The organism is Candidatus Pelagibacter sp. HIMB1542 (assembly GCF_052047835.1).
Lineage (GTDB): Bacteria > Pseudomonadota > Alphaproteobacteria > Pelagibacterales > Pelagibacteraceae > Pelagibacter.
On sequence record NZ_JBNAJB010000002.1, the window covers coordinates 61,591 to 82,054 of the forward strand.

Annotated in this window: 20 protein-coding genes and 1 tRNA gene; 7 read left to right on the forward strand and 14 right to left on the reverse strand. The window is 29.8% G+C overall.

The genetic code is table 11. From position 1 onward, the window contains the following. Positions 1–33: 33 nt before the first annotated feature. Genes ACTTBI_RS04695 through ACTTBI_RS04715 form a run of 5 tightly spaced genes read right to left on the reverse strand, consistent with a single transcriptional unit; the run spans position 34 to position 5,914 of the window. The gene (locus tag ACTTBI_RS04695; protein ID WP_440652856.1) at positions 34–1,215 is read right to left on the reverse strand and encodes an alginate lyase family protein; all 1,182 of its coding nucleotides are present in this window, start codon (positions 1,213–1,215) and stop codon (positions 34–36) included. Beyond that, the gene (locus tag ACTTBI_RS04700) at positions 1,215–2,366 is read right to left on the reverse strand and encodes a DUF1501 domain-containing protein (protein ID WP_440652857.1); all 1,152 of its coding nucleotides are present in this window, start codon (positions 2,364–2,366) and stop codon (positions 1,215–1,217) included. The genes ACTTBI_RS04695 and ACTTBI_RS04700 overlap by 1 nt, the downstream gene beginning before the upstream one ends. Continuing rightward, positions 2,363–3,808 carry a DUF1800 family protein gene (locus ACTTBI_RS04705; protein ID WP_440652858.1) on the reverse strand — a complete coding sequence of 482 codons (1,446 nt, stop codon included), beginning with the start codon at positions 3,806–3,808 and terminating at the stop codon, positions 2,363–2,365. Before ACTTBI_RS04705 ends, ACTTBI_RS04700 begins: the two co-directional genes overlap by 4 nt. Positions 3,809–3,826: 18 nt before the next feature. Continuing rightward, positions 3,827–4,696 carry a glycosyltransferase gene (locus ACTTBI_RS04710; RefSeq protein WP_440652860.1) on the reverse strand — a complete coding sequence of 290 codons (870 nt, stop codon included), beginning with the start codon at positions 4,694–4,696 and terminating at the stop codon, positions 3,827–3,829. A 3-nt stretch (positions 4,697–4,699) separates the two neighbouring features. Continuing rightward, positions 4,700–5,914: a glycosyltransferase family 39 protein gene (locus tag ACTTBI_RS04715; protein WP_440652861.1), complete on the reverse strand. Its 1,215-nt coding sequence runs from the start codon at positions 5,912–5,914 to the stop codon at positions 4,700–4,702. A gap of 184 nt (positions 5,915–6,098) precedes the next feature. Here ACTTBI_RS04715 and ACTTBI_RS04720 point away from each other — a divergent pair, with 184 nt between their 5' ends. Continuing rightward, entirely contained in the window at positions 6,099–6,614 is a 516-nt protein-coding gene (locus tag ACTTBI_RS04720; protein WP_440652863.1) for a TraR/DksA family transcriptional regulator, read from the forward strand. On the opposite strand, the gene ACTTBI_RS04725 is transcribed toward ACTTBI_RS04720, so the two are convergent. From ACTTBI_RS04725 to ACTTBI_RS04745, 5 genes are all read right to left on the reverse strand, one after another. Beyond that, the gene (locus tag ACTTBI_RS04725) at positions 6,615–7,241 is read right to left on the reverse strand and encodes a glutathione S-transferase family protein (RefSeq protein ID WP_440652865.1); all 627 of its coding nucleotides are present in this window, start codon (positions 7,239–7,241) and stop codon (positions 6,615–6,617) included. Next, positions 7,238–8,254 carry an NAD(P)/FAD-dependent oxidoreductase gene (locus ACTTBI_RS04730; protein ID WP_440652867.1) on the reverse strand — a complete coding sequence of 339 codons (1,017 nt, stop codon included), beginning with the start codon at positions 8,252–8,254 and terminating at the stop codon, positions 7,238–7,240. The genes ACTTBI_RS04725 and ACTTBI_RS04730 overlap by 4 nt, the downstream gene beginning before the upstream one ends. Beyond that, complete coding sequence (locus ACTTBI_RS04735) at positions 8,255–8,575, reverse strand: 2Fe-2S iron-sulfur cluster-binding protein (RefSeq protein WP_440652868.1); 321 nt, start codon at positions 8,573–8,575, stop codon at positions 8,255–8,257. Between the two features lie 60 nt (positions 8,576–8,635). Further along, on the reverse strand, positions 8,636–9,637 hold the full coding sequence (locus ACTTBI_RS04740; protein ID WP_440652869.1) for a fatty acid desaturase: 1,002 nt from the start codon (positions 9,635–9,637) through the stop codon (positions 8,636–8,638). Between the two features lie 102 nt (positions 9,638–9,739). Next, positions 9,740–10,507 carry a bacteriorhodopsin-like gene (locus tag ACTTBI_RS04745; protein ID WP_440651056.1) on the reverse strand — a complete coding sequence of 256 codons (768 nt, stop codon included), beginning with the start codon at positions 10,505–10,507 and terminating at the stop codon, positions 9,740–9,742. 212 nt (positions 10,508–10,719) lie between these two features. Between ACTTBI_RS04745 and ACTTBI_RS04750 the strand changes: the two genes are divergently transcribed. Continuing rightward, the gene (locus tag ACTTBI_RS04750) at positions 10,720–12,621 is read left to right on the forward strand and encodes a propionyl-CoA synthetase (protein ID WP_440652870.1); all 1,902 of its coding nucleotides are present in this window, start codon (positions 10,720–10,722) and stop codon (positions 12,619–12,621) included. Further along, positions 12,614–12,946, forward strand: coding sequence for a DMT family transporter (locus tag ACTTBI_RS04755; RefSeq protein ID WP_440635333.1), 333 nt, complete (start codon positions 12,614–12,616; stop codon positions 12,944–12,946). The genes ACTTBI_RS04750 and ACTTBI_RS04755 overlap by 8 nt, the downstream gene beginning before the upstream one ends. Here ACTTBI_RS04755 and ACTTBI_RS04760 read toward each other — a convergent pair. Further along, positions 12,939–14,246: a dihydroorotase gene (locus ACTTBI_RS04760; RefSeq protein ID WP_440652871.1), complete on the reverse strand. Its 1,308-nt coding sequence runs from the start codon at positions 14,244–14,246 to the stop codon at positions 12,939–12,941. The two genes, ACTTBI_RS04755 and ACTTBI_RS04760, sit on opposite strands and share 8 nt — an antisense overlap. Positions 14,247–14,289: 43 nt before the next feature. On the opposite strand from ACTTBI_RS04760, the gene ygfZ reads away from it, so the two are divergent. Further along, complete coding sequence (ygfZ, locus tag ACTTBI_RS04765; protein ID WP_440652872.1) at positions 14,290–15,177, forward strand: CAF17-like 4Fe-4S cluster assembly/insertion protein YgfZ; 888 nt, start codon at positions 14,290–14,292, stop codon at positions 15,175–15,177. 10 nt (positions 15,178–15,187) lie between these two features. Here ygfZ and ACTTBI_RS04770 read toward each other — a convergent pair. Further along, positions 15,188–15,273 (reverse strand) — tRNA-Leu (locus tag ACTTBI_RS04770). A gap of 55 nt (positions 15,274–15,328) precedes the next feature. Between ACTTBI_RS04770 and nadA the strand changes: the two genes are divergently transcribed. Both nadA and nadC read left to right on the forward strand, forming a co-directional pair. Then, the gene (gene nadA, locus ACTTBI_RS04775; RefSeq protein WP_440652873.1) at positions 15,329–16,318 is read left to right on the forward strand and encodes a quinolinate synthase NadA; all 990 of its coding nucleotides are present in this window, start codon (positions 15,329–15,331) and stop codon (positions 16,316–16,318) included. Positions 16,319–16,322: 4 nt separating this feature from the next. Continuing rightward, a complete protein-coding gene (gene nadC, locus ACTTBI_RS04780) occupies positions 16,323–17,156 on the forward strand; it encodes a carboxylating nicotinate-nucleotide diphosphorylase (RefSeq protein ID WP_440652874.1) in 834 nt (277 codons plus the stop codon). Here nadC and ACTTBI_RS04785 read toward each other — a convergent pair. Continuing rightward, positions 17,153–17,524, reverse strand: coding sequence for a phosphoribosyl-ATP diphosphatase (locus tag ACTTBI_RS04785; protein ID WP_440652875.1), 372 nt, complete (start codon positions 17,522–17,524; stop codon positions 17,153–17,155). The genes nadC and ACTTBI_RS04785 overlap by 4 nt on opposite strands. 66 nt (positions 17,525–17,590) lie before the next feature. Here ACTTBI_RS04785 and fumC point away from each other — a divergent pair, with 66 nt between their 5' ends. Further along, complete coding sequence (fumC, locus tag ACTTBI_RS04790) at positions 17,591–18,979, forward strand: class II fumarate hydratase (protein ID WP_440652877.1); 1,389 nt, start codon at positions 17,591–17,593, stop codon at positions 18,977–18,979. Here fumC and ACTTBI_RS04795 read toward each other — a convergent pair. Beyond that, positions 18,967–20,457, reverse strand: a complete 1,491-nt coding sequence (locus ACTTBI_RS04795) for an AsmA family protein (RefSeq protein WP_440652878.1) — start codon at positions 20,455–20,457, stop codon at positions 18,967–18,969. The two genes, fumC and ACTTBI_RS04795, sit on opposite strands and share 13 nt — an antisense overlap. Positions 20,458–20,464: the final 7 nt, after the last annotated feature.

Genomic DNA, 20,464 nt, shown 5'->3' on the forward strand with positions numbered 1-20,464 from the left:
TTAATGAGATTAAGTCTAAATAATCTTTAGTGGTTATTTAAGAAAATGACAGTTAGCCTCAACAACTGTCCAAGAGGCATCTCCAAACATTCTTTTACCAATGTTATTATAATGTCTTACAAAACCCAATTGATATTTGTTTAGGTCTTCTGGATTTTTGACCCACTGCTCAATTCTTTTTATATTCTCATGATTTGGAAATCTTGTAGCATAAGCATAAAACCAGCCCCAATTAGAACTTCTTCTAATTTTTAAATCTTGATTTTTATAATCTTTAGCAGGACCAGGTGCTTTCATTTCTTTTGCATACTTAAAAACAATTTCATTATTTTCTGTAAAATCTATAAAAAATTTTACTAAATTATGAAAATTTTTTCCCTTTCCTTTATGATCATATTCCCAAATATTATATCCTTGATGCTCGGCAATAATTGCGATTACTGTCAACACATTCATCGCTCTTCCTTGATAAAACATTGCTCTTCCACCTCTTCTAACTTCTATAGGTAAACTTCCATTTTTTCTTTGATATCTTATTGCGTGCTCATAATTCTTAAATGCTTTTCTAAAAAGCTTATTATCATTCAAAATAATTCCTAACTGCATATGAGAAATTGCAGATGAAAGTGCATGGTTATGGGCGCTCATTGGAACTCCTCTTGCGCCAGTACCATCTCCATATTTCTCACCATACATTAAGTGCTCTCCTCTTTTGACTGTTCTTGTAAACCATTCTTCAATTAATTTTTCTTCTTCAGATGTAAATTCAATCAATTGTCTTGCAAAAGAATAAGCTGACATCATTGGATTATTTATATGTAAATTAATAGTTAACGTATCGTTCCATAAATCACCTGATTTTAATCTTTTTGGAGCATCTGCTTTAGCCCATTTTAAAATAATTTTTTTTACTATCTCACATGATTGAACATTGCCACCACTACAAGGAATACTGTATAGCTCAAACTTGCTTCTAACTTGATCAAATCTATCATCTAAACCATATCCTGTAGGAGCATCTAATTTTTCAATTGGATCAATTTTTTGAACAAAGGCATGATATGCAGGTTCTGAACACTCACCCTTGTTCGTTTGAATTGGAAAAATTATTTTTGGATTACTAACTGTCGCTTTCTTTTTTATTGATTTAAAATCATCAGCTAAACTTAAATTTGGTAAAAAAAGTAATACAAATATAATTAGTAACTTTTTCATTAAGCTTTGAAAAGCTTATCGGATAAGTTGTCTAATTTATCACCCCAGAAAACATCTTTTTGAATTCTTTCAAATTCAACATCAAACACGGTGGACATAGCAGATGCATATACTGATCTTGCATCAATTGTTGAATTTAAATCTCTTCCTTCAAAAAGTTCTTTTCTTTTTAGACCTGGCCAATCTGTATGAATTTGAGCTTTTTTAACCAATCCACCAGCTAAAAAGATTGCAGATCCATACCCGTGCTCTGTTCCATTGCTACTGTTTTGTTTAATTGTTCTTCCAAATTCAGTTAGAGTAACAATCAAAGTGTTGTTAAATGCTTCATTAGTCATAGATTGTTTTAATGCTTTGATAATATTATCATAATCAGACAAACAATCTGCATGAGCACCATTAGTGGCTCCCTGTGCAGCATGAGTATCAAATCCATCAACTTCAAACACAGCTACTCTTGGACCATTATTTCTTGAAAGTTCATCGCCTGCACTTGCTGCTAAGGCCCAACTTTTTCTACTTCCTTGATTTCTCAAATTTCTAGTTAAAACAATTTTTAAATTTTCACTTAATAATTTTTCATCGTATTCTTTAAAAGCTTCTTGAATTATTTGTAGTGTTGATGGTGCCGGCAAATTTTCTCCAACAGGATAATAATTATTGTTCATTGGAACGCCTCTTATTAGTAATGGCATGGGTAACGATAACGCTAAACCACTTCCTGTAAGACCTGCAAGCTTCATGCCTCTTCCAAGCCAACCTGTTTTTTCTTGGTAAGGAATTTTTCCACCAGTCTCCATTAAATTTTGTCCATCAAAGTGAGATCTTCCTGTATAAGGAATGTTTGTTGCATGAACTGCAGCACTTAAATTTTTATCCCACAAATGTTTAAAAGTCTCTAAGGCAGGATGTAAATCAAAATCACTAGTTAAACTTAAAGTTCTATCTAAATTAATTTTACTCCTTAACTTTTCAAAATTTTTGTCATCTTTAATTGGAATTGCACACAAGCCATCCATTCCTCCTCGCAACATTATTACTACCAAATTTTTTTTTGGGCCACTGCTTGCAAGAGTCGGTACTCCAAAACCAGCAAAATATAACGAGGTTAAGGCAGTTGTTTTTAAAAAATCTCTTCTATTTATCTTCATGCTTTTAAAAATTCTGGGTGGTTAAATAATAATACATTCATATCTCTTTTTTTTCTCATTTTAGAGTCTTGTTTATTAATATAATTAAAAATCTTATCAGGATTATCAAAATTTTTTGTAATTACTTTTGTATAAAATTCTTCATTATTATTTTCTAGTTTTGAAAAAGCGTAGCTTCTTTGAGCAAAGACCAATCTTCTAATTAACAGTTCTGGAGACATCCAATCGTCTGAATGATCTGACCATCCATTAGGTTGTTTTGCTCTATAGGGATGATGACCAAGATCTCTTAATAATCTCTCTGGCATTCTTTGCTTTCTTGTAGGTTCGAATCCAAGCTCATAGCTTGCCATAGTCTCTGGTGAAGGTGGCCATTCAAGATCTCCAATCTTAGCAACCTGAAGAATCCAGTTTTCAGGAGTTTGGAACTTTTTATATTTGTCGTTATATTCAAAAGCAACTTTAATTGCTGCTTTATGAATTTCTGGTATGTGACCATCTGATTTTTTAAAGGCATCAATAATTGGTTGTTTCATCTCTTTAGTTGGTTCATCAGTAATTAGAAGTCTACACAATCTTTCAGCAACAAAATCTCTACAATTAGGATGATTAACTAAATCTCTTATTACAACAGCCAATGTTTTTTTTCCTCTTTTGTATTCTTTACCTAAAACATTTTTTTTACCTGGTTGATGATGTTCGGAATTAAACCAAACATTTCCTGTTTCTAATTTCTTTTGACTCCATTTATGTTCCCATCCTGTCATTATATATGCTAATTGAATAACATCCTCTTGAGTATAGCCTGCTTTAGGAGACACTGTATGAAGCTCCATAAGTTCTCTTGCATGATTTTCATTAATTGTGGCTGGTCTTTTTTTTCTTCTTCGCCACTCTTGTTTGGCTGAAATACTTTTTGGACCGACACTTTCACTGTTGTCCAAGTGATGTATCATTGCCCATGAGGTAGTTACGTCATAAACCATTTTTTCAAACGACTGATTTAAATTCGGCCAAATTATTTCTCTTTGGTAAGGACCTGTTGAATAATTTGCTAAAAAATCCTTTTCACTAATTGCAAAAAAGTTTCCCCAAAACATCCAAAGTTTTGTAAGGACTGGATTGCTACCATTAATTGCCTCATTGTGTCTTATAGCTATATCTAAAGATTCCCAAAATTTTTGCCCTGTTTCATGCCTCAATTTATCTTTATGAGTTTTGTAAAGCGTTTTATTATCTTTATATTTTTTTCTTAAAACTTCCCTATCTCCATAAACCCAATCTCTGTAATAACCTCTAAGTTCTTTCTCTGTAAGAATTTTACCCTTCCATGAAAATTCAGGAACTTCGTCTAGCTGATTTAAAGCCCAATTGAGTGGATCTGAAGGAACTTCTTCATTGTGTCCTATTCCAAACGCGACTTTTCTAAAAAAGTTTTTCATGATGATATTATAAAAAAATTACTTTATTTTATCAATATCGTGGATGTTTGTTAAAGAATTATTAAATTCTTCAATATTTTCTCTTAAAGCTAAACTAGAAATTGAATAAATCATTATTAATAACAAAACTAAAGGTAGTGAGGTAACAATTGACGCATTACTTTTGATTAACAAAATATAAAAAACTATGAATAAAGCTGAACGAATTAAAACTGTTTTTCTAAATACGCTTATTATTGAAAGAGAGTGTTTTAATAATTTAAAGAAACTCATTTGAGATGGACCAAAATATCTTTTGCCTCTAATTGATGGAGAAGAAATTAAATCTTTTTCTATTTTTTTCAGCGATCCTGAAAAACTATTCCAAGTAGATTTTTCATCTAACATTTTTTTTACAGTTGCTTTTGAAAGACAAGTAAAATTACCAAATTTAATAGATTGACCAGTAAATGCTAAAGTTAAAAACTTATGAAATTGATAACATAACTTAAATATCATGTTTTCTGATCTTTTAACTCTTTCACCAACTATAGATCTATCTCCAGCATCCTTTGATAATTCGATAAAGTTTTTAATTTCTTCAGGTCTATCTTCTCCATCACCATCCATTGGAATGACATAATCAAATTCCTTTTTTTCGTAAATATATTTCAAACCAGAAGCAATACATCTGGCATGACCTCTGTTTTCTTTCATATTGATGATTTCAATTGAGTGAAAATTTTCAATGTTTGGATATTCATCAATAATTTGTTGTGAAGAGGCATCATTAATTACAACTAATGATATTTCAGAATTTAAATCTTTTATCTCATGATTAATATTTTCAATTAATAGCTTCAAAGACTCTCGGTCATTGTAAACAGGTACTAAAATGACATATTTCATAGATTATCTTGATCCAACACAGATACTATCAAGACACATATAATCTTTCAATTGATCAAGTTTCTCTCTTTGAACTATACCTTCCCAAACTGGTCTAGATTTAAGGTGATAAGATAAATTGCCTGCATTCCACTCATCTCCAAGAACAACATTGATCTTAGAGCTAAATTGTTGGTCCCAAGCATATTGGGTTTTCATTGCAATTTCTTTTCCTGGATAGTCTGTTCTCTTATCGTCTTTTGAAAGCGAAACATAAGCATAAAGAAGAGGTGATAAAAAGAAAAAGAATAAAAATCCAACCATAAAAGGTTTTATTTTTTTTAAATTTATTTGAGATTGGAATAAAAAAACAATTAATGTTCCAAAGAATAAATAAAATGGTGTCATCCACATTGTTCTGATTTTTGATCCTGTAACAAAAGATGTTAAAAACATCAGAGCTATCGGCAAAATATTGATTGCTAACAAAAATAATAAATTTTTATCTTTGAAATTTAATTTGAATTTAAGTTTTTTGATCAATAACAAGGTCAAAATTATAAATGGAATTAATAAGCCAATTTGTTTTCCCAAAAATAATAAAGGAAATTTGATGTGATCAATGAAACTTGATTGCTCTAAACCTGTTCTTGCAAGTCCATAAGTAATTGTAATGAATTCATTGTTATTAAGCCAAATTAAGTGAGGAACCAAAACAACTATAAATACTTCTATTGTAATTAAGTATTTAAAGTCAAACTTTCTTTCTTTCTTAAAAATTAAATAAATGAATAAAAGTGCGATAGATACTAATAAGTAAATGAACAAATATTTTGATAAAAACCCTAATGCACCAAACAGACCAATTAAAAAATAATTCCAAAACTTAATATTTTTACCACTATAAATTTTCCAAGAATAATATGCTGTTAATGACCAAAAAGGTAATTGGCATACATTTACGTTAAACTCTGGTGTAGTAAAATTATAAAAATAAATCGTTTCAATTAATAAAACTGAAATTAAACCAAAAAATTTGTTTTTAAGTATTTCGTTAGAAAGTTTAAACACATAATAAAATGAAATAATTACAAAAATTTGGCTTAGTAAATAATAAGCCCAATCCTGTGAACCAAATATTTTAAAAAAGACTTCGGGAAAAAAAGCACTCATAGGGGGGTGCTTATTAAAACCCCAATCTAAATTGCTTCCCCAAGCTAAAGCTTCAATTGTGTCCAATGGTAAATTGTGATTTGTGAGAGTTGGAATCAAGGTCCAGAAAATTAGATGGGATGTCACAAAAATATAAAAAAGATTATCTATATTTTTGTTATTAATGGTCATTAAGTAAATATTTATAACAATTCAGCTTGCTTGACACCCCTATTTTCCTGAATATACTCCGACCATTCAAAATTACGCTATGCCAAAGACTGCTAAAGCAAAGAAAAAAGTTTCTAAACCAAAAGCTAAAGTTGCAAGTAAGCCAAAGAAAACTACGGCTTCTCCAGCTAAAAAAGTTCCTATAAAAATTTCAAAAACTTACGTTCCAAAAGAAACTGAAAAATATATGTGCGAAAAACATAAAGTATTTTTTAGAATGAGATTAAATGAATGGAAGAAAGAATTAATTAAATCAAACAATGAAGCGCTATACAATGGAAGTATGGATGACAACAATATTTCAGCAGATCTAGTAGATCAGGCAAGTTCATACATCGATAAAAATGTAGAGATGAAAGCAATTAACAGACAAATAAAATTAATTTCTGAAATCGATAAAGCTTTAAGAAGAATTATGGATGATACTTATGGGTATTGTTTAGATACAGCTGAACCTATTGGTTTAAAAAGATTAATGGCAAGACCTGTTGCTAAATACACAATCGCTGCGCAAGAAAAGCATGAAAAAGAGGAAAAAGTTCATGTGGATGACTAATTAAGGCTTTGGAATTTTTGCCTCTTTATCCATAAAGGCATATCCTTTTACAACAGCTTCACGTTCAGAAATTTCTTGATACCATCTAGATAAGTTTTGGTAATTTTTTAATCCAATATCATGCCATTCATGTCTTGCTAACCATGGCCATGTTGCAATATCAGCAATAGTATAATCATCTCCAGCTAAAAACTTAGAAGCTTTTAATCTTGTATCTAATTCTCTATAAATTCTTTTAGCAATTTTAAAATATCTTTGTTCACCAAATTCACTTTTTCCTGGATTATAATGATGAAACTGATGATGCTGACCAATCATAGGGCCTATAGTTCCCATTTGAGCCATCAACCATTGATTAATCACTAATCGATCTTCTTCGTTATAAAACTTTCCACTTTTTTCACCCAGGTACATCAATATTGCACCAGACTCGAAAATACTTTTATTGTTTTCATAATCAGTAATTACAGGAATTTTACCAAATGGACTTATCTTTAAAAAATCTGGATTAAATTGTTCATCATTTCCTATGTCAATCTTGGTTACTTTGTATTCATAACCAATTTCTTCTAGCATAATACCTATCTTCCAGCCATTTGGAGTATTAGCAGAAAATAATTCTATCATTTTTTTACACCAAGTCTCTCTTGAGCAGCTTTTGATGTAGTAGAGAATTCAAATCTTAATTTTTCATCTGGTCTTGCGTACTTAAAACAACCTCTTGCAGCAAGAGCTCCTTCGTGAAAACCTGAAAGAATTAGTTTTAATTTACCTGGGTAAGAACAAATATCACCTATAGCAAATATGCCGTCAACATTAGTCTCAAAGTTTTCTGTGTTTACTTCGACTGTTTTTTTATTGATATTTAATCCCCAATTCAAAATAGGACCAAGTTGCATAATTAATCCAAAAAAACCAAGAACATAATCAGATTGTAATTCTTTAATTTCTCCTTCGTCATATTTTATTTTGACAGTACTAATTTGATTATCTCCACTAACAGAGTCCATTTGATATTTTGTATACAAATTTAATTTTCCCTGATCATTTAATTCTTTTACTTTTTGAACACTTGATTCAGCTCCACTAAATCCATCACGTCTGTGAATTAAATTGACTTTAGATGTATTTGATAATTCGATCGCCCAATCTAGAGCCGAGTCTCCTCCACCAAATATTGAGATAGTTTTGTCTTTAAAAATTGTTTTATCTTTAATTGAATAAAATAATGAGGATCCTTCAAATTTTTCACATTCTTTAACTGGAAATTTTCTAGGCTCAAAAGATCCAACTCCACCTGCAATAATAATTGCTGCTACATCAAATTCTTGGTTTCCACTTGTTTTGACATGCCAACGATTTTCAACTTTTTTTAGTTCTTCAACTCTTTCGTTTAAATGAAATTTTATATTAAAAGGTTTTATTTGTTGAAGGAGATTATTAGTTAATTCTTCTCCAGTGCATTCTGGTACAGCTGGAATATCATAAATAGGTTTATCAGGATAAAGTTCGATACACTGTCCACCTGCTTTATCGAGATTGTCTACGATTTCACATTGAAGCCCTATAATTCCAAGTTGGTGAGCACAGAACAAACCCGTTGGTCCTGCTCCAATAATTAACACATCTGTTTTATTCATCTAAGCTTGCTTTTCTGGAATAGTAACTTCTAATCCATCTAATTCATCTGAAACAATTAGTTGGCAACTTAATCTACTATTTTGTTTCGGTTCATATGCCATATCTAACATATCCTCTTCACCATCTTCTTTAGTTGGAAGTTTGTCTAACCAGTCTTCTTTAACATATACATGACAAGTAGCACATGCCATACCACCTCCACAATCTGCATCAATTCCTGGAATATCATTTTGAACTGCACCTTCCATCACTGTTAATCCATTTTGAACATCAATGGTGTGAGTTTTACTGTCGTGTGTATGGTAAGTAATTTTTGCCATGCGTTATATATAGGTTTTTATCTAAAATGAGCAAGTAAGTAAAAACATACTTGGTAATATTTATGCGTTCTGAGGTTCTGGTACTTCCTTTTTAAAAAAGTAGCTAGTGTCTTCAGTTTGTTTCATTATAGCTGGTAAAATTTCTTTGTAGGCATCAATTAAACCATTATTTGTTCTTGGTAACTGATCTTTAATATGATGATGAAGTTTATCTAAATTATAAGATGGAACTGTTGGAAACATGTGATGAGTTACATGATATTCCATTTTCCAATATAAAAAGCTTAAAATAGGATTTAAATACATTTCTCTTGTTGTGTATCTATGATCTTTAATATTTCTTGCCAAACCTGCATGTTGAGTAAAAGAAACCAGTTTGTGTAAAGTTCTTCCATAAAATTTTGGTAATAAAAAAAACAATACTGGTAACCAAGATGATACAATTAAAGACCACAATATAATTGCAATCCAAATTCCAACAAAAACTCTAGAATTAAAAATTACTTTTGATTGAGCGTTTTCAGGAATGCAATCTTGCATAACTTTAGTTTTAACGCCAAATGCATGTTGAATAATTTCGTAAGCTATACTTTTTTTAAAATAAATAAGTTCCATAAAAGGAATTAAATTCATTAGTAAATTTTTTGGCGTATCTTTTAAATTATTTCCATATTCAATTTCATGATCAAATGGATTTTCTGTTGAATATGTATTTCCATGATGAACAAAGTGTGTGTATCTCCATCTTAATGGTTCAAAATTAGAAAGATAAGAAGAGATGTAGTAAAAAAATTCATTTAAAGATTTTGATTTAAATGCAGTTTTGTGACCTGTCTCATGCCATAATGGATTTGAAAAACCATAAATGTTTCCATAAACCAAAAACCAAAAAGCAGACCACCATGTGCCCCAAGTTACATATGCCAAAGTTCCTGTTATTAATAACAATCCAAAAAAAACTGAAACATGTTGAAGACCTTTAATGTCAGATTTTTTTGAAAGTTCTTTAAGAACCTCTATATCAACATGGCATCGGTGCCATTTTTCTAATTTTACATCCATAATTAAAAATATGTATAATAACTATACATAATTTTACCTAAGGCAAAAAAAAGGGCAAGTACAAAATTGTACCTGCCCTTTTTTAAATTTTAAGTAAAACTACTACTTAGCTCTACCAGGTTGTTGCATAGCTGCTGCCCAAATGATCAGACCGAAAGCGATCTTGTTCAAGAAGTCAGCTGCGTTGTAAATCACGTTTAGTGAGTTAGCATCTACACCACCTGTTAGGTAACCAAAAATGTAACCTAATGGGTAGATCGCCCAACCTACAGTAACGATCATTCTCATTGCACCAAAAGCAGTTACAAGTGATTTGTTACCACTTTTCGCTGCTCTCTTACCTGCTTCACCAGAGAATACTTCATATAAGATGTATACCCAACCAGCCATACCGATTATGAAACCAAGTGTAGCGTTGATGTATCCAGCTTCTCCTAAGTATCCACCTACTAGCATTACTAATGTACCAATCATTAGTCTCCAGAAAATTCCAGAGTCTGATTTGTTTACTGCTGATAGAACAAAATAGAATTCTAACATCAATAATGGCACTGTAATTAACCAGTCAATGTATCTGTATACAGTTGGTGAGTCACCAGTAGCGATCCATACATCTCTCATGTACATGTAGTGTACGAATGCAATACCAGTTACTAGACCAGCAACTGTCATTGAAACTCTCCATCCAGCTGGAACTGAACTTCTTTCTAAGAAAAAGAATACAGTAGCAGCTAAACAAGCCATAGATACTAACCAAAACGAAATACCTACGAAATCGTCTTGAGCCAGCATAGCTGTTTCAGCGTTTGCAACACCAGTTACACCCATAAGAGCAACAACTGTAAGAGCAAACAATTTAAGTTTTTTCATAAAAAACTCCCTCTTCGTTAGTTTTTATTTATTAGTTTATATAAACTAGACTTAAGTAACCCTAAGCCAAAGTTGGGGTTAAATAGCAAATAAAATTAGTTTTATGAAGACTTAATTGTCATTAATTTGCATTGATTTTACTGAATTTTTAAAATTAAATACAATTTATAAGTTAAAAACCAAAAAAATAACGAAAATCGAATCAAATTAGAATGTCAAAAAAATTTCAAAGTATTTACAAAAATTCCATTCAAAACCCTGAAAAATTTTGGCAAGAAGCGAGTGAAGATATCTTTTGGTTTAAAAAACCAACAAAAATTCTAAATAAATCTAATCCTCCTTTCTATAAATGGTTCGAAGATGGTGTTACTAACACTTGTTATAATGCTCTAGACATTCATATTGACCAAGGAAGAGGTCAAAAGACTGCTTTAATCTACGATAGTCCTATTACAGGCAACAAAGATAAGTTCACTTATGAGGAACTTAGGGCAAAAGTATCAAGATTTGCAGGTGCTTTAAAGCAACAAGGTATAAGTAAAGGAGACAGAGTAATCATTTACATGCCGATGATCCCTGAAGCAGTGATAGCTATGCTTGCTTGTGCGAGAATTGGAGCAATACACTCAGTTGTTTTTGGTGGGTTTGCCTCAAATGAACTTGCAAGCAGAATAGATGACAGTAAAGCAAAGTTATTAGTAACAGCTTCATGTGGTTTTGAGCCTGGAAGGACAGTTGAATACAAACCTCTAGTAGATGAGGCTATCAAAATAGCTAATCATAAAATTGAAAAGATGATTTTGTTCCAAAGACCAGGAAACGAAGTCAAATTAAATGCTTCAACAAAGATAAGTTGGGATGAAGCAATCTCAAATGCAACAGATGCTGATTGTGTTGAGATGAATTCAAATGAGTTTGCTTACATCTTATATACATCTGGAACAACTGGAACGCCAAAAGGAATTGTAAGAGATACTGGTGGCCATATCGTTGCTCTTAAATGGACTATGAAGAATATATATAATATTGACACTGATGATATTTGGTGGTCGGCTAGTGATATTGGTTGGATTGTCGGACACTCTTATATTGTTTATGCTCCTCTGTTCAAAGGATGCACAACAGTTTTATTTGAAGGAAAGCCTGTTGGAACTCCTGATGCAGGAGCCTTTTGGAAAATTATTTCAGATTACAAAGTAAAATCATTATTTACAGCTCCAACTGCATTTAGAGCTATTAAGAAAGAAGATCCAGAGGGTAAATTTTTCTCAAAATATGATTTATCTAGTTTTGAGAGCTTGTTCCTTGCTGGAGAAAGAGCAGACCCAGATACTATTAAGTGGGCTGAAAATTTATTAAAGGTTCCAGTGATTGACCACTGGTGGCAAACTGAAACTAGCTGGGCAATCAGCTCAAATTGTACAGGAATTGAAATGATGGAGACCAAATATGGCTCTGCTTGTAAAGCGGTTCCTGGATATGATGTTAAAATCATTAAACCAGACCAGTCTTTAGCTAAGCCAAATGAAATGGGGGATATAGTTGTAAAACTACCTTTACCTCCTGGAACGTTCCCTACTCTTTGGAATGCTGATCAAAGATACAAAGAAAACTATATGACTAATTATGAAGGCTATTATCAAACATATGATGCAGGTCATATTGATGATGATGGTTATATTTGGATCATGTCTAGAACAGATGATATTATTAATGTTGCAGGTCACAGATTATCAACTGGTGCAATTGAAGAAGTTTTGTCTGAACATCAATCAGTTGCTGAATGCGCAGTACTTGGAATAGCAGATAAATTAAAAGGTCAATTACCAATTGGTTTAGTAGTTTTAAAATCAGGTGTTGAAAAAGATAATGAAACTGTTTCTAAAGAATGTGTACAAATGGTTAGAGATAAAATTGGCCCTGTTGCTGCATTTAAGACCGTTATTGTTATTAAAAGATTACCAAAAACAAGATCAGGAAAAATTTTAAGAGGAACAATAAGAAAAATTGCAGATGGTGTTGATTATAAAATTCCACCAACAATTGATGATCCAAAAATACTAAATGAAATAAAAGACGATTTAGTAAGTCATGAAATTTTAAATAATGGTTAAAACTTATATATTTTTAATTGCTGCAATTTTTTGTGAAGTTGCTGGAACGATGTTGCTACCAGTTTCTCAAAACTTTACTAAAGTTATACCTACAGTTGCTTTATCAATTTTTTATCTTTGTGCATTTTATTTATTAACTTTTGTTGTAAACAAACTTCCAATTGCAATTGTATACGCTACATGGAGTGGATTAGGAATTTTTACAATTGCTATACTAGGATATATATTTTTTAAACAAACCTTAGCTTGGCAAGCAATCTTAGGATTATTTTTAATCGTATTAGGTGTAATTCTGGTAAATAGTTTTACAGTTAAGCTTAACTAAATTGTAAAGGATTTCCTTCTGGGTCTCCTAAAATTTTCCCATCTTGCATTTTAATTTTTCCTGCAATGATAGTATGAGTGGGTGTTCCTTTGAATTTAAATCCATTAAATGGAGACCATTTACATTTACTTTCAATATTTTCATTCTTAATTTCGATTGTTTTGTTCATATCTACAATTGTAAAGTCAGCATCATAACCTTCTTTAATAAATCCTTTATTTTTAATTCCAAAAATTTTAACTGGATTTTCACAAACAAAGTTTATCAACTGATTTAAACTTAGCTTTCCATCGTTAATATGATTTAACATTACTGGCATTAAAGTTTGAACACCCGGCATACCTGAAGGAGTATTTGGATAAACCTTATCTTTGTTTTCTTTTAAATGAGGCGCATGATCTGATCCAATAGTATCATTGAAGTTGTTTCTGACCCCATACCACAATCTATCATAATGAGTTTTATCCCTTAATGGTGGATTCATTTGAGCATACGTTCCAAGTTTGTCATAACAATCTGGAGCATAAAGAGTTAAATGCTGAGGAGTTATCTCAAATGTAATGTTGCCCTTATGCTGAGAAAGAAAATCAATTTCTTCTTTGGTTGTAATATGAAGAACATGAGCTTTTTTCTTATGTTTTTCTGCAATTCTAACAATTCTTCTTGTGGATGCTATGGCACACTCTGCGCTCCTCCATACGGGATGTGTGTGGACATCTCCTTCTTTAATTAATTTTTTATTAATCTTTAATATTGCTTCATCTTCGGAATGCACTGCAACGACTTTGGAAGCGTTTTGAAAAACCTTATCTATATCATCTTCTTCCGCCACCAATAAATTACCAGTCGAAGAGCCAGCAAAAAGCTTAATTCCACAACAACCTTCTAAATCTTTTAAACTAGCTAAGTCATCTGCATTGTCAGCAGTAGCACCAAAGTAAAAAGCATAATTGCAATACATTCTATTTTTAGCAAGATCTAGTTTTCTTTTAAACTCTTTCATGTTTGAGGTTGGAGGGTTAGTATTTGGCATCTCAAATACACTGGTTATCCCACCTGCTATTGCTGCCCTACTCCCTGAATGAAGATCCTCAGTATCTGTTGATCCTGGTTCTCTAAAATGTGTTTGGGTATCTATGCAACCAGGCAATACTGTATGACCTTCTGCATTGATTGTCTCTTTTGCTTCTTCCGAAATTTGACCAATCTTTTGAATTTTTCCATCTTTTATAGCAACATCAACGTCTTTTAATTCACCATCGATGTAACATTGTCCGTTTTTAATTTTAAGATCTAACATTTTGAGAAATTGTTATTATATTACAATCTATAATTAATCAATTATGAATATAAAAAACGTTTACATTTTAGAAGATAGAGCAATTATTTATATTAACGGAGAAGATGCAAAAGAGTTTCTTCAAAATCTTATTAGTAACGATATAAATAAAGTAAGTGATGTAAATAGTTGTTTTAGTTCTTTACTTACACCCCAAGGGAAATTTTTATATGAATTTATAATCATAAAACATAAATCAGGTTATCTTTTAGATTGTGAAAAATATCAAGCAGATGGACTATTTAAACAGTTATCTCTATATAAGCTAAGATCTAAAGTTGAAATTCTTAATTTAAGTAATGAATTTGTTGTAGCAGCATTTTCTCATGAAAAATTCTTAACTTTTGATGGAGCAAAAGATCAACCTGGATGCACAATTAAATATAGAGAAGATCCAATATTTTTAGATCCAAGAAATAAACAATTAGGAGCAAGATTAATTATTAATTTAGAAAAACTTTACTTGTCCTTAAAAAAATTAGATCTTCACGATACAGATGTAAACGAATACTATTCTTTAAGTCATAAACTAGGAATAGTTCCAAAAGATTTAAACAAATTACAAGAGAAATTATTTGGTATTGAATGTAATTTTGAAGAACTGAATGGAATAGATTTTAAAAAAGGCTGTTATGTTGGCCAAGAAAATACAGCTAGAATTAAATTAAAAAATAAGCTTTCAAAAAGATTGATGCCTATAAATATAATTAATGGAAAACTAAATGAAGGAGAAAGTATTTTTAATAATGAAAATGAAATAGGTAAAGTGTTAATAGATAATGATTACCCTTTCGCTTTAATCAAATTTTTAGATGAAAACTTTTGTGAAAAACTTGAATTTAAAACTAAAGAAGCTTCAATAATTATAAAAAAACCTGAATGGATTAGTTAAAATTGAAATTTGGTGCGGTCGGAGAGACTCGAACTCTCATGGACTAAGTCCACACGGCCCTCAACCGTGCCTGTCTACCAATTTCAGCACGACCGCGATATGTCCCACAATAAATGAATGACAAGTATGTTTCAAATTGGTAAAAAACTTTATGGAATTTACACAAGAAGTACGTAAAGCAACAGATCCTATATATCAAAAGATTTCTAAGGTTATGCCTGAAATTGAATGGTCTGTGCATGCTCCATACATTCATAAAATTAATAAATTAAAAAAAGAAAAGAATGCTGTAATTTTAGCTCACAATTATCAAACTCCAGAAATATATCATGGTGTTGCAGATTTTTCTGCAGACTCACTTGCATTAGCAATTGAAGCCTCAAAAACTTCAGCTGATATTATTTTAATGGCTGGTGTACATTTCATGGCAGAAACTGCAAAATTAATGAGCCCAAATAAAAAAGTTATTCTTCCTGATATGGATGCTGGCTGTTCTTTATCTTCATCTATTACAGGTAAAGATGTAAGATTATTAAAAGAAAAATACCCAGGCGTCCCTGTTGTATCTTATGTTAATACGTCAGCAGAAGTTAAGGCTGAAACAGATGTTTGTTGCACATCTGCGAACGCAGTTAAAATAGTTAAATCACTTGGAGTAAAAAGAGTAATATTTTTACCTGATGATTATTTAGCTAAATATGTTGCTTCTCAAACTGATGTTGAAATTATTTCTTGGAAAGGAATTTGCATTGTTCATGATCAATTTAATAAAAAAGAAATAGAAGATATAAGAAAAAATAATCCAGGAATTAAAATTATCGCTCATCCAGAATGTCCACCTGATGTAATTGAAGCAAGCGATTTTGCAGGATCCACTTCTGGAATGATTAAATATGTAAAAGATAATCAGCCAAAAAAAGTAATGATGGTTACGGAGTGCTCAATGAGTGACAATATTCAAATAGAAAATCCAAATGTAGATTTTGTTAAGCCATGTAATATGTGTCCGCATATGAAAAAGATCACTTTACCTAAAATTTTAGACTGTTTAGAAAACGAAACAGGTGAAATTATAATGGATAAAGAAACAATAGAAAAAGCAAGAATATCTGTAGAGAGAATGGCAGCTATCGGCAGATAATTAAGTGTCAAAAATTAAATTAAGCAAAGAATTTATTAAAAGTACTGTTAAGTTAGCTCTAAACGAAGATCTTTATCCTTCAGGTGATATCACTTCAGCACTAATTGATAACGATAAAATTGTAACCGTTAAATTAATTTCAAATCAAAATGCAGTTGTTGCTGGATTATTATTTGTTAAACAAACTTTTTCCTTAATTGATAATAAAATAAAATTTATTGTTAAAAAAAAAGATGGTTCGAGAATTAAAAAAGGTTCTTTGGTTGCTTTGATAAAAGGTAAGGCAAAAAATATTTTGATTGCTGAAAGAGTTGCTCTAAATTTTTTGTCACATATTTCTGGTATAGCAACAAAGACAAATGAATTTGTAAGATTAGCTGGAAAAAAAACTAAAATTTGTTGCACTAGAAAAACAATTCCAAATCTTAGAGTAATTCAAAAGTATGCTGTGAATTTAGGAGGGGGTACGAACCATAGGTTTAATTTAAGTGATGAATATCTAATAAAAGACAATCACATCGCGAGTTCAGATTTAAAAAATTTGGTTATAAGAGCAATTAAAAATAAAAAAGGAAAAAAAATTACAGTTGAAGTTGATACAATTGACCAACTTATATCAATTTTAGGTTTAAAATTTAATACTGTTCTACTAGATAATATGAATTTAAAAAATTTAAAAACTGCAGTTAAAATTGCTAAAAAGTATTACGAAACAGAAGCTTCTGGAAATGTTAATTTAAAAACTGTCAAAGCAATTGCCTCAACAGGAGTAAATAGAATTTCTATAGGAAGCATTACTCATAGTGCTAATGCAGTTGACTTTAAGTTAGAAATTTAACTCACAAACTTAGTTAGATCTGGTTTATAATAATTAGGACCTTTCATAACTTTTCCAGCTTCATTATAAATAGGTTTTCCATTTTCATCTAATTTGCTCATATTTGAGTTTTGAACTTCTTCAAAACATTTATCTAAATCTATTCCAAAAGCGTGTCCTGCCCCATACGTTACATACAAAATATCTGTAAGTGCATCAGCAACTTCTAATAAATCTTTATTATTCATAGCTTCAGTAAGCTCATCTAACTCTTCTTTAATTAGATCTATTCTTAATTTATTTATCTTATCGGTGCTAAAAGATGGCTTAGTTTTAACATCTTGACCAAAGGTTTTCATAAAAGTTCCAACTTTAATAAAATTCGACATATTGCTCCTGTTAGTTTTTTAAAATTTATTGTATTAATATAGTTATTTTTACTTAAAAATTAATCAATGAAATTAAGAAATGAGTTTGACAGTATTGGAAGTATAAAAGTTCCTAATGACAAATATTGGGGCGCTTCAACACAAAGATCAAATAAATTTTTTAATATTGGAAAAATTTTAGTTAATATTTCTATAATAAAATCTATTGCTATTATTAAAAGATCAGCAGCTATAGTTCATGCTAAAGATAAATTAATTAGTGTTAAAATTTCAAAAGCAATTATCAAAGCTTCAGAGGAAGTAATTAAAGGAAGATTAGATGAAAATTTTCCTTTAAAAGTTTGGCAAACAGGTTCTGGCACTCAAACAAACATGAATGTAAACGAAGTAATTGCCAATAGAGCTATTGAAATTTTAGGAGGAAAAAAAGGAACTAAAAAACCTGTACATCCAAATGATCATGTAAATAAATCTCAATCTACTAATGACGTTTTTCCAACTGCAATGCATATTTCTGTAGCGACACAGACTTTAGCTAAATTATTACCAAGTTTAAAAATCTTGGAAAAAGAACTAAAGAAAAAATCTATAGAATTTAAAAAAATAGTTAAAATTGGAAGAACTCATCTTCAAGATGCAACTCCGCTATCTCTTGGTCAAGAGTTTTCTGGATATCATGCTCAATTAAAAAAATGTATCGAAAGAATCGAATATGCATTGAAAGAAATTCTATTTTTAGCTCAAGGTGGAACAGCTGTTGGAACTGGTATAAATTCAAAAAAAAATTTTGATAAAAAAATTGTTAAAGAAATTTCAAAATTTACTAAAATAAAATTTAAACCTGCACCAAATAAATTTGCTGAACTTGCAGCACATGATGCAATAGTAAATTTCTCTGGAACGTTGAATACATGCGCTGTTGCATTAATGAAAATTTCAAATGATATCAGATTTTTAGGATCTGGACCTCGAGCTGGATATGGAGAGTTAATACTACCTGAAAATGAACCTGGCTCATCAATAATGCCTGGAAAAGTAAATCCAACACAGTGTGAAGCAGTTACAATGGTATGTGCAAACGTAATTGGAAATCATAATGGAATTACTATGGCAGGATCACATGGTCATTTTGAATTAAATGTGTTTAAGCCATTAATTGCACATAACATTTTACAATCTGTTGACTTGTTAGCAGATAGTACAAAAAATTTTGCGCTTTATTGTGTTAAAGGAATTAAAGCTAATAAAAAGCAAATAAAGGAGCATTTAGATAATTCTTTAATGTTAGTAACTGCTTTAGCTCCGCATATTGGTTATGATAATGCTGCAAAAATAGCAAAAACAGCTTTAAAAAATAATACAAAACTAAAAGATGAAACCTTAAAAACAGGATTAATTAGCGAAAAAGACTATGAGAAAATAGTTGATCCTAGAAAAATGATTTATCCTACATAATTTTTTATTACTTCATTCAATAAATTTTTGAAATAAATTTTATTTTGCAAGTTGTTATCTTTTAGCAAAATATCATCAAAATTATAATCAGATTTTTCAAGTGTTTTCCCATCTACCTTGATATTCTTCACTTTGATATTTTTTTCATCAAATAAATAGGTAAAGTTAACATTAACTTTACTAATCTTTTTTCTCAAATTTTTTGGAGTAAGTAAGAATTTGTAAAGTTCATCAGTATTATTTATATTAATTTCAACATTAGAATCTAAAATTAAATTTCCTTCTTTCACAAATATTAAGCTATCTAAAAATTCAAAATTAATATTATTTTTCCATGTCATTTTGGATTGATCGATATCTACTAAACCTTCTTGAATTTTTGATTTTATTAAAACATTTTTAAAATCATCAAATTGTTTAATGCTGTTCCCAGAAATAATTAAATAAAAATCAATATTTTTATTGTTTAAAATTTCGGTTTTTAGAAGCTCTTTAATAATCGCATTTGACGAAAATAAAGACGAAAGATTTAGTTTATTGGTATTACCTGTTATATTTGCATAAAATGGTTTTAAATTAAATTTACCTTTATAAGAAAACTCAGGATTTTGTTTTTTATCAAAAAATTTAAACTCAAACAAATTATCTTTTAATTGGTACTCAAACAAGTTTTTTGAGTTTAATAAATTTATTTCTGAAAAACCTAAATAATTTGTATCATCATATGAAGATTGATTGTCTATTTCTAGTCTTAAACTTTCTATATTTATTTTAGAATGTATTGTTTTTTCAATTTTATTATCAAAAACTTTGATTGAATAAGGTAAATTAAATATCTCATTATTTGCATAAAACATATTTTTAATTTCTTTAGGATCGAAAAAATATTTTGCGTTTTTGATATTATTAATAAATAAAACTTCATTTTCTAAACTTCTAAAAAAAACATTACTTTTGAATATTTCAAATTTAAAATCATTAAAATTACCATCTAATAAATTATAAAAAAAATTATAATTTTCTTTATTTAAGTTAAAATTTCCTTCATCTAAGATGACATGATTTAATTTTATATTTTTTAAAGAAAATAGATTTTCTAAAGAGACATATACTTTAAGTTTTTTTATTTCTGCAATTTTATCTTCTTCAGAATTAATTGAGGAATTATTTGTAGTAAAATGAGGTCTTGGTAAGAATTTATAATCTAAATCTTCTTGAAAACTAAACTCTAGGTTTAATTTGCTTTTTAAATATTTTTTAATTTCTAAAGCTACTTCCTCTTTGTTATGAATATTTGGAAATGAAAGATATGATAAAAATAAAATAATTAGTGCGACAATAGATAAAAATATTTTATTGTTAATTAATAAATTTTTAAAGTTATCAACATTTAACTTGTTTAAATTTTTCTTTAATAGATTATTAATAAATCTACTGAATTTTTTATTAAAATTAGCAATTAATTTAAGATTATTCATTTTAAGT